This window comes from Haloarcula halobia, from assembly GCF_029338255.1.
GTDB lineage: Archaea > Halobacteriota > Halobacteria > Halobacteriales > Haloarculaceae > Haloarcula > Haloarcula halobia.
Window position 1 is genome coordinate 359,894 of sequence record NZ_CP119787.1, and the last position, 13,057, is coordinate 372,950.

General features: G+C 67.9%; 14 protein-coding genes and 1 tRNA gene. 11 read left to right on the forward strand and 4 right to left on the reverse strand.

The window, feature by feature from the left end; genetic code table 11:
• Nucleotides 1-13 precede the first annotated feature (13 nt).
• Nucleotides 14-724, forward strand: coding sequence for a DUF3105 domain-containing protein (locus P1K88_RS01910; RefSeq protein ID WP_276412110.1), 711 nt, complete (start codon nt 14-16; stop codon nt 722-724).
• A 1-nt stretch (nt 725) separates the two neighbouring features.
• On the opposite strand, the gene P1K88_RS01915 is transcribed toward P1K88_RS01910, so the two are convergent.
• On the reverse strand, nt 726-1,559 hold the full coding sequence (locus P1K88_RS01915; protein WP_276412112.1) for an NAD+ synthase: 834 nt from the start codon (nt 1,557-1,559) through the stop codon (nt 726-728).
• 217 nt (nt 1,560-1,776) lie between these two features.
• On the opposite strand from P1K88_RS01915, the gene P1K88_RS01920 reads away from it, so the two are divergent.
• Nucleotides 1,777-1,847 (forward strand) — tRNA-Gly (locus tag P1K88_RS01920).
• Nucleotides 1,848-2,249: 402 nt separating this feature from the next.
• Here P1K88_RS01920 and P1K88_RS01925 read toward each other — a convergent pair.
• Complete coding sequence (locus tag P1K88_RS01925) at nt 2,250-3,263, reverse strand: NADP-dependent oxidoreductase (RefSeq protein ID WP_276412114.1); 1,014 nt, start codon at nt 3,261-3,263, stop codon at nt 2,250-2,252.
• A 245-nt stretch (nt 3,264-3,508) separates the two neighbouring features.
• Between P1K88_RS01925 and P1K88_RS01930 the strand changes: the two genes are divergently transcribed.
• The 9 genes from P1K88_RS01930 to P1K88_RS01970 all read left to right on the forward strand — a co-directional run bounded on the left by P1K88_RS01930 (nt 3,509) and on the right by P1K88_RS01970 (nt 12,062).
• Entirely contained in the window at nt 3,509-4,234 is a 726-nt protein-coding gene (locus P1K88_RS01930; RefSeq protein WP_276412115.1) for an alanyl-tRNA editing protein, read from the forward strand.
• 187 nt (nt 4,235-4,421) lie between these two features.
• Nucleotides 4,422-4,577 carry a hypothetical protein gene (locus P1K88_RS01935; RefSeq protein WP_276412116.1) on the forward strand — a complete coding sequence of 52 codons (156 nt, stop codon included), beginning with the start codon at nt 4,422-4,424 and terminating at the stop codon, nt 4,575-4,577.
• Nucleotides 4,578-4,746: 169 nt separating this feature from the next.
• The gene (locus P1K88_RS01940) at nt 4,747-4,896 is read left to right on the forward strand and encodes a hypothetical protein (protein WP_276412118.1); all 150 of its coding nucleotides are present in this window, start codon (nt 4,747-4,749) and stop codon (nt 4,894-4,896) included.
• Between the two features lie 160 nt (nt 4,897-5,056).
• On the forward strand, nt 5,057-7,453 hold the full coding sequence (locus tag P1K88_RS01945) for a bacterio-opsin activator domain-containing protein (protein WP_276412119.1): 2,397 nt from the start codon (nt 5,057-5,059) through the stop codon (nt 7,451-7,453).
• 51 nt (nt 7,454-7,504) lie between these two features.
• On the forward strand, nt 7,505-8,692 hold the full coding sequence (locus P1K88_RS01950; RefSeq protein ID WP_276412121.1) for a sensor histidine kinase: 1,188 nt from the start codon (nt 7,505-7,507) through the stop codon (nt 8,690-8,692).
• Nucleotides 8,693-8,747: 55 nt separating this feature from the next.
• The gene (locus P1K88_RS01955) at nt 8,748-9,752 is read left to right on the forward strand and encodes an AAA family ATPase (RefSeq protein ID WP_276412123.1); all 1,005 of its coding nucleotides are present in this window, start codon (nt 8,748-8,750) and stop codon (nt 9,750-9,752) included.
• 75 nt (nt 9,753-9,827) lie between these two features.
• Complete coding sequence (locus tag P1K88_RS01960) at nt 9,828-10,142, forward strand: 30S ribosomal protein S24e (RefSeq protein WP_276412125.1); 315 nt, start codon at nt 9,828-9,830, stop codon at nt 10,140-10,142.
• Between the two features lies 1 nt (nt 10,143).
• Nucleotides 10,144-10,275, forward strand: coding sequence for a 30S ribosomal protein S27ae (locus P1K88_RS01965; RefSeq protein WP_276297553.1), 132 nt, complete (start codon nt 10,144-10,146; stop codon nt 10,273-10,275).
• A gap of 8 nt (nt 10,276-10,283) precedes the next feature.
• On the forward strand, nt 10,284-12,062 hold the full coding sequence (locus P1K88_RS01970; RefSeq protein ID WP_276412127.1) for a bifunctional N(6)-L-threonylcarbamoyladenine synthase/serine/threonine protein kinase: 1,779 nt from the start codon (nt 10,284-10,286) through the stop codon (nt 12,060-12,062).
• Nucleotides 12,063-12,069: 7 nt separating this feature from the next.
• Here the strand turns inward: P1K88_RS01970 and P1K88_RS01975 are convergent, their stop codons facing one another.
• Entirely contained in the window at nt 12,070-12,357 is a 288-nt protein-coding gene (locus tag P1K88_RS01975; RefSeq protein ID WP_276412129.1) for a HalOD1 output domain-containing protein, read from the reverse strand.
• 432 nt (nt 12,358-12,789) lie between these two features.
• Nucleotides 12,790-13,035, reverse strand: coding sequence for a hypothetical protein (locus P1K88_RS01980; protein ID WP_276412130.1), 246 nt, complete (start codon nt 13,033-13,035; stop codon nt 12,790-12,792).
• Nucleotides 13,036-13,057 lie beyond the last annotated feature (22 nt).

A 13,057-nucleotide genomic window follows, 5' to 3' on the forward strand; every position in this document is an offset into this window, starting at 1 on the left:
CTACGGGACCCAAATGGTCGATTGTGACTACTGTGCGGCGTCCTTCGAGGACGAGGACGACTACCTCGACCACCTGGCCGCCGAACACGAGGAGGAGCTCGGGTCGATAGACCGGCGCCGGGTGGCACAGCACACGAGCGACGACGAGAGCGGGCCGCCCCTCGCCCTGCTCGCTGTCGGCGCCGTCGTCGTCATCGGGGCCGTCCTGGCGGTGTATCTCACCACCAGCAGCGACGGCCCGGCCGTCAGCGGTATCGAGGGGCAGTCCCTCGACGAGCGAGGCGACAGCGACCTGCTCGCGGGCGTCGAGGCGTTCCCGAACCAGGGCACCGAACACGTCGAGCGCGGGACCGAGGTCCAGTACGACCAGATGCCGCCGCTCTCGGGCCCCCACTACACCGGCACGGTCGACGCGGGCCTGTACACCGACGAGCAACCGCTCGGCGACCTGGTCCACACGCTCGAGCACGGTGCGGTCGTCGTCTACTACGACCCCGCGGCGCTGACAAACGAGTCCCGACAGAGTCTGGAATCGTTCGCCTCGATCCACACCGGGACCTGGCGCAGCGTCGTCGTCGTCCCCAACCCCGACGAGAACCCCGAGGCCGACTTCGTCCTGACCGCCTGGCGCCACCGCCTGTACCTGGACCGGTACGACGCCGAGACGGTCCACGCGTTCCTCTCGGAGTATCTCGGCCGCGGCCCCGAGAACCCGGTCCGCTAGCTCAGTACAGCGGGTCGGGGCCCGGCGGCATCGCGCGCTTGTGCGCGCTGGACTCGTACATCTCCCTGACCTGCTCGATCAGGGACTCGGGGACGCCGATGTGTTCGGCCGTGGCGGCCTGCGGGACGCCGCCGTCGACGTGGAGCGCGAGAATCGAATCGAGGGTGTCGTAGTCCATCCCCATCTCGTCGGCGTCGGTCTGGCCGGCCCACATCTCGGCGCTGGCGGTCTTCTCGGCGAGGTCTGCGGGGACGCCGAGGTGGCGGGCGAGCTGGCGGACCTGCTGTTTGTACAGCGTCGCGATGGGGTTGCAGTCGACGGCGCCGTCGCCGTACTTCGTGTAGTAGCCCACGAGCGCCTCGCTGCGGTTTCCGGTCCCCAGCACCAGCGCGTCCTCGTGGTTGGCGACGAGGTAGTTCAGCACCGCGCGACAGCGCACCCGGAGGTTGCCCACGGCCAGCTGGTCGCCGTCGGCGTCGGGGTAGGCCTCGAGGAATGCGTCGACGAGCGGGTTTATCTCGACGACGTCGTACTCGATGCCCAGCAGCTCGTCGGCGACGCGTTCGGCGTCGCTCATGTTCTCGGCGCGGTTGACCTCGCTTGGCATCACGAGGCCGCGGACGGCGTCTGCCCCCAGCGCCTCGACGGCCAGATGAGACGTCAGCGTGCTGTCGATACCGCCCGAGAGGCCGATGACCGCGCGGTCGGCGCCCGCTGCCTCGAGCTGGTCCCGGATAAACGCGGTGGCGTGCTCGCGGTGTGCCTCGAGCTCTGCCTCGGAGAAGGTCAGGTCCAGTGGCGTGTCCGCCCTGACGACCGTTTCGGCGTCTGCCATACGCGTTGGTAGGTCGGTGTGAACTAATAGCCACTCATCGTGGCGACATTTTCGAACGGACGTCCACTCCCGACCGCCGGCGAGTCCAGCGACGGCGCCCGGAAGCGCTACGTTGAAGTGCGACCGACGTGGACTCTGGGATGCAAACCGAGTGACGTGCGCCTGTGGTGAGCGATTCCGCAGGAATCGCGAGCCTCGGGGCGCGAACGAAGTGAGCGCGCCGGTGGTCCAGTGGTAGGACATTGGCTTCCCAAGCCAATAGCCCGGGTTCAATTCCCGGCCGGCGCATCCTGCAGGGCTGCTCGCGACAGTTTTCTGGCTTCGTCGGGACACAAGAAAGATAGCACCGATAGCACAGCCGGTAACACACAGTCTCCAATGCCGCCGCCATCTTGTGATCCGGTGGTGTGGCAGACCGAGTATAGAAACCAGCAGACAGCGAAGATACTCGAACGCATGGAGGGCCGCGATGCGGGGAAGCGAGACAGAAGCCCACTGGTTCCAGTAACCGTCGCGCACACAGACCACTGCTATTGACCTCGCCGAGCGGTTCCGCTGATCGTCGATACGAGCGGGATGTTGGATACCATCGGTGGCGTCTCGGTGGCCTCATCAGCGGGGTCGCTCCTGGGACGCTCGGCCGTCTCGAGACGGAGTCGGCGAAGGCGACCAGGCAGAGTACGACCTGGCTCAGGTTTCGGCGACGCCGACGACCTGTTTCCCGACGTTGTCCCCCGAGAACAACCCGAGGAACGCCTCCGGTGCGTTCTCCAGCCCGTCCACGACGGTTTCGCGGTGCGCGAGGTCACCCGAGGCCACCCAGGTACCGAGTTGGTCACGCGCTTGGCCGAACCGTGTTTCGAAGTCGCTGACGAGGAGTCCCTGTACCGTCGCCCGCGGTGCGATAAGCTGTGGTAGCTTTCGTGGGCCCGTAGGGACCGATTCGTCGTTGTAGTGGGCGATCTGCCCGCAGACGGCGACACGTGCGTCGAGATTCAACTGCGTGAACACCGCGTCGGTGATCGGCCCGCCGACGTTGTCGAAGTAGACATCGACACCGCGGGGCGCGACGTCCTCGAGGGCCGCTCGGTAGTCGTCGGTCGCGTTGTAGTTGATGCCGGCGTCGAACCCGAGGTCGTCCGTGAGCCACGCGACTTTCTCGTCCGAGCCCGCGAAGCCGACGACGCGACAGCCGTTCAGCTTCGCGATCTGGCCGACAGTGGAACCGACAGCCCCGGCAGCCCCCGACACCACGACGGTCTCTCCGGGGTCGGGGTCACCGACGTCCAGGAGCCCGAAGTACGCCGTCCGCCCGGGCATCCCGAGCACGCCGAGATACGCCGGTGGGGCCGCGATGGAGGTGTCGACGGGGGCGACGTCATCGGCGTCGAGGAGGCTGTAGTCCGCCCACGTCCCGGTTCCGGTCACGAGGTCCCCCGCGTCGTAGGCCACACTGTTGCTTTCGACGACCTCCCCGACGACGGCCCCTTCCATCGCGTCACCGACGTCCCACGGGTCCGCGTACGATGCGCTGTCCGACATCCGCCCTCGCATGTACGGGTCGACCGATAGGTACTGTACTTCGACGAGGAGTTCCCCGTGCCGTGGCTCTGGAACCGCAGTTTCGCGGAGTTCGAAGCTACGCAGATCCGGTTCACCGGTCGGCCGCGCAGCGAACACCCATTGTCGCGTCGAATCGTTCACACCTCACGTTGCGCTCGTCGCCGTAAGGGGGTGTTGCTTTCCGCAGCCGTCCGGCCGGACAGCGGGTCGCAGTCGCCCGCTCGTCGTCGCCGGGTGCGCCTCGCTGCCCACGAGAGGGGAGCGCAGAACGGGGTCGAGACGGCATCGAACCGGCACCGAACGTCGGGTTCGTGACCGCAAGTGCCACCGCTCGAGGACGGCCCGCCCCCACATCTCTTAGTGCATCGACAGCGTAGCCCACGCGCATGACCGACCTCCTGTATCTCCCCGACGAGGACGACGTCACGGAGTTCACCGCGACGGTCAGGGCGGCGACGGAGGAGTCCGTCGTGCTCGACGGCACGTACTTCTATCCGGAGGGCGGCGGACAGCCGGCCGACCGGGGCGAACTTCGCTGGGAGGGGGGCCACGCCGACGTCGTGGACGTGCGGAAGGACCACGGCGACGTCCGTCACTACCTCGAGTCGCTCGAGGGGGACCCGCCCGCGGAGGGGACCGCCGTCGAGGGCCACGTCGACGCGGCCCGTCGAGACGTGCTTCGGCGGATGCACACCGCCCAGCACGTCGTCTCGCGGGTGGTGCTCGAGGAGTACGGTGCGACGACGGCCGGCAACCAGATCCACGAGGACCGCTCGCGCATCGACTTCGAACCGGCGGACTTCGACGAGGAGGACCTGGCGTTCATCGAGCGCGAGACGAACGCCGTCATCGAACGGGACCTGCCGGTCGCGAAGGAAAACAGGGCACGGGCGGCCGTCGAAGCGGGGGTGGCCGAGGGCCGGACGCAGCTAGACCTCATCCCCGACCACGTCGACCCGCTTCGTGTCGTCGAGATCGACGACTACGACATGTGTCCCTGTGGCGGCACCCACGTCGACCGACTGGGCGAGGTCGGCGCCGTCCACATCACGAACCGGGTGTCGAAAGGCGCCGACGTGGAGCGAATCGAGTTCGAGCTGGTCGACCCGTAACCGCCTGCCAGAGCGGCACTCGGGAGGCCCGTCGAGCGCGTCGGACGGACAGCGCCGTGAGGATGGCGGACGCGACGCCACGCCCGTCCAGGCACGGCCGCTGAGCCCGACCGATACCGTTCCGCGGTGTGGCCCACGGGTGTAATCACACAAACAATTTTGCCGGTGGGGGAAGTAGTGAACGGTGATGCTCGACACAGAAGCCGTCTCACAACTGACGTGTCTCAGCTGCGGGTTCGAGGCACCGGCCGGCGACGCGTGGGACAGGGTCGCCGTCCCGCCGCTGGGCGTGACCACGCAGTGTCCCGAGTGTGGCAGTACCAACATCCACAGCCACCAGTAGGGCACGTCGGCGGCGCGCTCACGGGCACGGGAACAGCGCGTGTCGCCGTCAGAAAACTACACGAACGAGGACGTTTTTCTGTCGTAGTTGTGTGAACGGGCGGTATCTCCGCCAATATCGTACAGAACCATAGTTTTAAGACGGTGTGTCAACAATACACACGCCAGGTATGGCAGAGTGTGACCACTGCGGGAACGACGTAGTACACGTCTGGAAACACCGGCGAGCCACCGGTACGATGACCTACCGGACAACCGAGTGGCTCTGTTCCGGGTGTCACCCCGAGATGGGCGAGGTGTTCGCTGGCGGCCACTGTTGAGGGGGAGCCGGACTGTCTCGGCCCGGCGGTCACTGGCCGGAAAGGCGGAACCGGACGGACGTCGTTCTCGGGCGAATGCTTCGACCGATAGCCGCCCAACCGAACACGGCCGGGTGACCGACCCGTACCTTCATATGTAGTCGTTGCTAACCAGTTAGGTATGGGCAGCGGAGCGTGCGTGCTGGTGTGTGGCGACGACGAGGCGCAGGTCTCTCGGGCGGCAGCTGCGCTCGAGCGCGTGGGTGCGGGGTTCGACGTGCGGACGGCCGGACGCAACGCCCCTGCGGCAGGGCTCGAGGACGTCGACTGCGTGGTGAGCACGCAGGTCGACCTCCCGGCGTTCGTGACCGACCTGCGGTCGGACCGGCCCGACCTCCCGGTCGTCGTCTTCGGGCACGACGACGCGGCCATCGTCCGTCGGGTGTTGCGCGACCGGGACGTCGAGTACGTCCAGCGCGGCCCCAGCGAGCAGTACGTCGTCCTTGCCGACCGCATCGAACGCGTACTCGAGGACGGGGCGGCCGACGACGGGACCTTCGACCGGCACGAGGAGGTCATCGGGGCGCTCGACGACGGCGTCTACGCGCTCGACGACGATGGACAGTTCGTCTTCGTCAACGGCGCGATGACCCAGCTGACGGGCTACACCGGGGCTGAACTGCTCGGCGAGCACACGCGCATCATCAAGGACCGGACGACGGTCGAACTCGCCGAGGACAAGCTCCGGGAACTCCTCTCGGGCGACGGGCGCGACGACGTCGGGACGACCTTCGAGTTGACCATCCACCGCAAGGACGGCGAGAAGGTCCCCTGCGAGGACCACATGACGGTGCTGTACGGGGACGACGGCGAGTTCCGCGGGACCGCAGGCGTCATCCGGGACATCACCGAGCGGAAGCGCCGCGAGGAGATGCTGTCTAGCCTCCAGGAGACGTCCCGGGCGCTGATGCAGGCCCCGAGTCGGGAGGAGGTGGCCGCCATCGTCTCCGGGGCGGCCCAGCGGACCCTGGGCCTGGACCTGAACGTCGTGCGCCTCTACGACGCCGAGGACCAGGTCCTGCGGCCGGCCGCGACCACCGAGGCCACCGACGAGCGACTGGGCGAACGCCCGGTCTACGCACTCGACGAGGGGTACCCCGGCGAGGTATTCGCGACCGGCGAACCGGTCTTCTACAGCGACGCGGACGGCATCGACGTGGGCGGCGACGAGCGAATCCGGTCGGCGATGTTCTTCCCCATCGGCGTCCACGGGACGCTGAGCGTCCTCTCGACGGAGCCGGACGCCTTCGACGACATCGACCGCCAGGTGGCGAGCCTGCTCGTGACCAACACCGCGGCGGCCTGCAACCGCGCGAAACGGGAACAGGAGGTCCGCGAGACCCGCGAGCGCATCGCCACCATCCTCGAACGGATAAACGGCCTCATCGAGAACACCGTAGAGGTGCTGGTCGAGGCCACGACTCGGGAGGCCGTCGAGTCGGGCGTCTGTGACGAACTGGTCGCGACCGACCCCTACGTCTTCGCGTGGGTCGGCCGGCCCGACGTCCGCGACGAGCGCCTGGAGGCGACCGCGTGGGCGGGCGACGTCGACGTCCGGACCGAATCTGTCACCCTCGCGGACGACACCGTCGGCGCCCGGGCGCTGGCCGAAGACGACCCGGAGATACACACCGCCCTCGAGGAGAGCGGGACCGAGTGGGTCCGACAGGCCCACGCCGCCGGCGTCGAGTCGGTGATGGCCATCCCGCTTTCGTACACAGACTCGACGTACGGCGTCCTGTTCGTCTGTGCCGACCAGGCCGACGCGTTCGACGACCGCGAACAGGTCGTCCTCGAGGCGCTGGGGCGAGCCGTCGCCAACGCCATCAACGCCATCGAGAGCGGGAAGATACTCTCGGCGAACAAGGTGGTCGAACTGGAGTTCACCGTCGACGACCGGCGCCTGCTGCTGAGTCGCCTCTCGGCGAATACCGGTGCGACGCTCACGTCCGAGGGGACGGTCATCAACGACGACGGGTCGCTCCGGCTGTACCTGACCTCGACGGGGGCCGACTCCGACGAGGTGCTGGAGGGCTTCGAGGGCGACGAGTCGGTCACGAAGGTCAAGCGCGTCGCCGAACACGAGGGCGAGACCCTCTTCGACGTGACGGTCACCGGGTCGCTGCTGGCCAGGCTCGTCGACCACGGCGCCGTCCCCAGGGCCGTCGGCGGTGAGAACGGCGTCGCCCGCTACACCGTCGAACTGCCCTACCAGGCCGACGCCCGCGAGGTCTTTGGCATCGTCGAGGACAGCTACGACGGCGTCGACCTGACGAGCTACCACGAACACGAGCGGCCGGTCCGGACCCAACAGGAGTTCCGGGCCGCGCTGGCAGAGCAGTTCACCGACCGCCAGGAGACAGCGCTGCGGACGGCCTACCTCGGGGGCTTTTTCGCCTGGCCCCGGGAGGTCGACGGCGACGAGCTGGCCTCGGCGATGGACATCTCCCGGCCGACCTACCACCAGCACCTCCGGGCGGCCCAGCAGAAGGTGTTCCGCGAGCTGTTCGAGAACTGACGCCGGGCGGCACCAAGCTATTTAGTCACCTGAACTGATAATTGTAGTACGATGTCACGCTGGGTGGGGGGCGACCACCGGTGGGACCGTGTCGTGGAGTGGTGGGTCCCGACGGTGAGCCTGATGGCTATCGGGGTGCTGACGGTGGTGGTCTGGGTGCAGGTGCCAGACCCCGGGTACGCGCTGCTGGACATCGCGCTGCCGACGGCGTGTGCAAGCGTCGCCGTCTGGCAGGGCCTCCGGTTGCGCCAGCGTGCGACGGTCGAGGACACCGAGACGGTGGTCCGCTGGTTCACCGGCGGCCTGGTCGTCATGGGCTGTCTCGGCCTGTGGCCGGTCGCCCTGCGCGCCACCGGCCAGCCGGCGGTGCCGGTCGGGGTCAGGCTGCTGACCGAGATCGTCGGCGGCGGCCTCTTCGGCCTCGCGGTGGGCGTCTACAGCGTCAGGGCCCGCGAGTCGACGCAGCGAGCCACGGAGGAGGAGGTCAAGCGGGAGCTGCTCGAACGCCAGCGTGAGGCCAACGACCTGCTGAACCGAACGCTACGCCACCAGCTGCGAAACGGCCTGACGGTCGTGCGGGGTCGGGGCGAACTGCTCGCAGCCGAGGGCGGCACCGACCAGCGACAGTGGGCTCGGACCGTCGTCGACAAGAGCGACCAGATGGCCGAGACGGTCGACAAGATCGCCGACATCACCGAGGCGATGACCGAAGAGACCGACCTCGAGCCCGTCGGCCTCCCGACGGTCGTCACCGCCCAGGTCAGGGCCGTCCGGAGTGCGTACCCCGAGGCGTCGGTCACCGTCGAGTCGGTCCCGGACTGTGCGGTCCGGGCCGACGACCTGCTCGAGCGGGCCCTGTACAACGTCCTCGAGAATGCCGTCGAACACAACGACAGCGCCCGCCCGACGGTGGTCGTCGACGCGACGGTGACCAACGCGACGGCCCGGGTTCGGGTCGCCGACGACGGGGACGGCATCCCGGAGGCCGCCCGCGACCGGGTGCTCGAAGCCAACGAGCGGGGCCTCGAGAGCGACGGCGACGGCCTCGGACTGTTCCTGACGACGTCGATACTCGAGCAGTACGGCGGCGACGTGACGGTCTGTGAGAGCCGTCTGGGCGGAGCGCGCGTGGACCTCTCGCTCCCGCTGGCGGCCGTCGACCGCCCCGGCGTCGCGAGCGACGACGCGGCCGGGGCGGCAGTCGGCCTGCCCGACGGAGACCGGGGCACCCCGCTGTGACCCGGGCCGGGACCGCCGATTACTTGTCGGGTGGTGCCCTACCGGTCGACGACCAATGGACGCACCGCTGTGGACCGAGACCCACGCCCCGACGCTCGCGGACATCCCCCAGCAGCAGGCCCGCGAGCACCTCCAGGGGGCCATCGAGGAGCCGATGAACCTGCTGGTCCACGGACCGAAGGGGGCGGGCAAGACGGCCGCCGTCCGCGCCTACGCCCGCGAGGTCCACGCAAACCCCGACGCCGACTTCACCGAGATAAACGTCGCCGACGTCTTCGACATGACGAAAAAGGAGGTCGCCAACGACCCCCGCTTTTCGTCGTTCATCGACAGCAAGCGCCGCCGCGAGTCCTCGAAGGCCGACCTCATCAACCACGTCCTGAAGGAGTCGGCCAGTTACGCGCCCGTCTCGGGCACCTACAAGACCATCCTGCTGGACAACGCCGAGGACATCCGCGAGGACTTCCAGCAGGCGCTGCGTCGCGTGATGGAGCAGTACTACGAGGCCACCCAGTTCGTCATCGCGACGCGCCAGCCCTCGGCGCTCATCCCGCCCATCCGCTCGCGCTGTTTTCCGGTCGTCGTGCGCGCGCCGACCCACGAGGAGACGGTGGCGGTGCTCCGGGACATCGCGACCGCCGAGGGGGTCGACTTCGACGACGACGGCCTGGAGTACGTCGCCGGCTACGCCGAGGGCGACCTCCGGACCGCCATCCTCTCGGCACAGACGACCTACGAGGACGCCGGGGAACTGACGATGGACGCCGCCTACGAGACGCTGAACGCCATCGAGGCCGACGACCAGGTCGAGGCGATGGTGGCGGCCGCCGAGGCGGGGCGGTTCTCCGACGCCCGCTCGACGCTCGACGACCTGCTCGTCGACGAGGGGTACGGCGCGTCGGACGTCCTCGAGGACCTGCTCTCGGTCGCCCGGTCCCGGTACTCCGGGGCGCGCCTCGCCGAGGTCCACCGGCTGGCCGGGGAGACCGACATGGCGCTGGTCGACGCGGCCAACGAACGCATCCACCTCTCGCACCTGCTGGCCCAGCTGGGCGAGTAGTGAACCCCGTTCGGTCGGATTCGGCGGCTTCGAAATCCTTTTACCCGTTTCGCGGGGAAGTAGAGCCAACGAACTATGGACATCGACATCATCGAGGAAGACGAGAACCCGATGTTGCACCGGACGGACGTCCGCTTCGAGGTCGTCCACGACGAAGCGACGCCCTCGCGGCTCTCCGTGCGCGACTCGCTTGCGGCGAAGCTGAACAAGGACGCCGAGGAGGTCGTCGTCCACAAGCTGGACACGAAGTTCGGCATGCGCAAGACCGTCGGCTACGCGAAGGTCTACGACAGCCCCGAGGACGCCCGCGACGTCGAGCAGGACCACATGCTCGAGCGCAACAAGATCGTCGCCGACGGCGAGGCCGACGAAGAGGCCGAGGAGGCCTAGCATGGCCCGCAACGAGTACTACGAGGACGGCGAACTGACGCGGGAGACCTGTCCCCGGTGTGGCGACACGCTGCTGGCGGAACACGAGGACCGTCAGACCTGCGGGAAGTGCGGCTACACCAACTGGAAGTAAGGCCCCACATGCGCGTTCTCGGTATCGAGGGGACCGCCTGGGCAGCCAGTGCTGCGATATTCGAGACCGACCGGTGGGCGGGCGCGACTGCGCGGGAGAACGACCGTGCTCCCGGTGGTTTCGAGACGACGGACCCGACAGCCGCGAACGACGCCGATCACGCGTTCATCGAGACCGACGCCTACCAGCCCGAGAGCGGCGGCATCCACCCGCGCGAGGCCGCCGAGCACATGGGCGAGGCCATCCCGCAGGTCGTCGGGACGGCGCTCGAGCACGCCCGCGAGCGGGCCCGGGCGGCCGGTGACGACGGAGGCGCGCCCGTCGACGCAGTCGCCTTCTCCCGCGGCCCCGGCCTCGGCCCCTGCCTCCGTATCGTCGGGACCGCAGCGAGAGCGGTCGCCCAGCGCTTCGACGTGCCGCTCGTGGGCGTCAACCACATGGTCGCTCACCTGGAGGTCGGGCGCCACCAGTCGGGCTTTTCCTCGCCGGTCTGCCTGAACGCCTCCGGCGCGAACGCCCACCTGCTGGGCTACCGCAGCGGCCGCTACCGCGTGCTGGGCGAGACGATGGACACCGGCGTCGGAAACGCCATCGACAAGTTCACCCGTCACCTCGGCTGGTCCCACCCCGGCGGGCCGAAGGTCGAGGCCCACGCGAAGGAGGGGGAGTACCACCCGTTGCCCTACGTCGTCAAGGGGATGGACTTCTCCTTTTCGGGCATCATGAGCGCCGCCAAGCAGGCCGTCGGCGACGGCGTCTCCGCGAGCAATGCGAGCGGAGGCTCGTCGGGCGAACGACGTGCGTCCGACGGTGTACCGGTCGAGGACGTCTGTCGCGGCTTGGAGGAGACCATCTTCGCGATGCTCACCGAGGTGTCGGAGCGCGCCCTCTCGCTGACAGACGCCGACGAACTGGTGCTGGGCGGCGGCGTCGGCCAGAACGAACGCCTCCAGGGGATGCTCCGGGAGATGTGCGAGCAACGTGGCGCGGACTTCTACGCCCCCGAGAACCGCTTTCTCAGAGACAATGCCGGCATGATCGCGATGCTCGGCGCGAAGATGTACGCGGCGGGCGACACGCTGGCAATCGAGGATTCGGGCATCGACGCGGACTTCCGGCCCGACGAGGTGGCGGTGACCTGGCGCGGCGACGAGGCGGTCGGGGCCGGCCACCGCGGCGCGGCCGCCGACGCCGCAGTCCAGGGCGCGGAGGCGACCGTCTCCTTCGAAGGCGACCGTGTCGTCAAGGACCGCGTCCCCCGCTCGTATCGTCATCCCGAACTCGACGACCGCCTGCGCGTCGAGCGCACCCGCCAGGAGGTCCGGCTCACAAGCGAGGCGCGCCGTCACGGCGTCCCGACGCCGCTGGTCCGTGACGTCGATCCACAGAACGCTCGCATCGTCTTCCAGCGCGTCGGCGACTGCGACCTGCGGGCAGCGCTGACGGCCGACAGGGTCCGGGACGTGGGCCGGCACCTCGCCCGCATCCACGACGCCGGGTTCGTCCACGGCGACCCGACGACGCGGAACGTGCGGGTCGGGACTCAGCGGGAGAACGCCGACCGCCCGCGGACCTTCCTCATCGACTTCGGGCTGGGCTATTACACCCGGGAGGCCGAGGACCACGCGATGGACCTGCACGTCCTCTCGCAGTCGCTGGCGGGGACGGCCGACGACGACGCGGCGCTGGTCGCGGCCGCCGAGGAGGCCTACCGAGAGACGAGCGACCACGCCGACGATGTGTTCCAGAGCCTGGCGGACATCGAGGGACGCGGGCGGTACCAGTAGGCGGCCGTCACCCGTAGTTCGGGTCGGCCTCCAGGTCCTGGACCTCGACGGTGACCCGGCCGTTCCCCCAGAGCACCACGATGGCGCCGTGTGTCGCGAACTCGACCTTTATTCGGTCGCCCTCGCCGTCCTGGCGGAAGATGCTGTCCAGGCCGTCGGGGTCGATGGTGTCGTAGAGGACACAGTCGTCCCGGGAGATGTCCCTGCCCTTTGCCTCCGAGAGCGCTGAAACGATGGCCGTACTCAGCGATTCGTTCTCTTCGACGGGGCGTCTGACGACGGATTCCGTGTTCACGTGACGGGGTATGTAAGGTGGGAAGAAAGTATTGATGCCTTATTTATCCGACGGAGCCGGGTCGACGACGGCGGCGAGGGTTCGAGACGGAATCGAACCCTGTGAGGACGCCGTTCGCATGGCGGTTCTCGCTCCCCTCAAACCGCCCATTCGCCGCGCGCGACTGGCAGGGTTCGAATCTTCTGTTCACTACGGCACCCGCTCACGGAATGCGAGCACACGCGAGGCGGTGCTCGCCGGGTGGTTCGCGGAAGAAGTAGTCCCAGAAGGATTCGAACCTTCGTCGAAGCCCCCAGAAGGCTTCTGCCCATACCCGACCATATTTGCTAGTGTTTGTAAAAATATTCATCATTAAACGGCTTCTCCGACACCCCTTAATACCATATTACTGAATCAATTCGGAAAAAGAAACACGAGCACAATTGCTGAGTTTCACTCCCGAGAAGCTTCGATGACTTCCGGCGATATGTCGAGCATCATCTCGGCCTTTGAGCCGAGCCTGTAGATGGCCGCCTGTTTACTTTCTCGGCGTAACCAGCCCTTGTCCTGCATTTCTCGCAAGGTGCGCCTCACCGTGTGTCTCTGCTCCTCTTCGAACGGCAGGTCGCTTATCTTGAACTGCCCACGGTTGGCGACCTCCATCAAAGCCGCATCCCAAACGTCGTCTCTCAGGGTCATATTTTCGCCCCCGGGCACGCCG

What these genes read in the sequence shown, in the direction of transcription:
- P1K88_RS01915 (WP_276412112.1), bottom strand. Translation starts at nt 1,559, where the DNA reads ATGGCAGACGCCGAAACGGTCGTCAGGGCGGACACGCCACTGGACCTG.
- P1K88_RS01970 (WP_276412127.1), top strand. Translation starts at nt 10,284, where the DNA reads ATGCGCGTTCTCGGTATCGAGGGGACCGCCTGGGCAGCCAGTGCTGCG.
- P1K88_RS01980 (WP_276412130.1), bottom strand. Translation starts at nt 13,035, where the DNA reads ATGACCCTGAGAGACGACGTTTGGGATGCGGCTTTGATGGAGGTCGCC.
- P1K88_RS01945 (WP_276412119.1), top strand. Translation starts at nt 5,057, where the DNA reads ATGGGCAGCGGAGCGTGCGTGCTGGTGTGTGGCGACGACGAGGCGCAG.
- P1K88_RS01935 (WP_276412116.1), top strand. Translation starts at nt 4,422, where the DNA reads ATGCTCGACACAGAAGCCGTCTCACAACTGACGTGTCTCAGCTGCGGG.
- P1K88_RS01910 (WP_276412110.1), top strand. Translation starts at nt 14, where the DNA reads ATGGTCGATTGTGACTACTGTGCGGCGTCCTTCGAGGACGAGGACGAC.
- P1K88_RS01965 (WP_276297553.1), top strand. Translation starts at nt 10,144, where the DNA reads ATGGCCCGCAACGAGTACTACGAGGACGGCGAACTGACGCGGGAGACC.
- P1K88_RS01950 (WP_276412121.1), top strand. Translation starts at nt 7,505, where the DNA reads ATGTCACGCTGGGTGGGGGGCGACCACCGGTGGGACCGTGTCGTGGAG.
- P1K88_RS01960 (WP_276412125.1), top strand. Translation starts at nt 9,828, where the DNA reads ATGGACATCGACATCATCGAGGAAGACGAGAACCCGATGTTGCACCGG.
- P1K88_RS01930 (WP_276412115.1), top strand. Translation starts at nt 3,509, where the DNA reads ATGACCGACCTCCTGTATCTCCCCGACGAGGACGACGTCACGGAGTTC.
- P1K88_RS01940 (WP_276412118.1), top strand. Translation starts at nt 4,747, where the DNA reads ATGGCAGAGTGTGACCACTGCGGGAACGACGTAGTACACGTCTGGAAA.
- P1K88_RS01955 (WP_276412123.1), top strand. Translation starts at nt 8,748, where the DNA reads ATGGACGCACCGCTGTGGACCGAGACCCACGCCCCGACGCTCGCGGAC.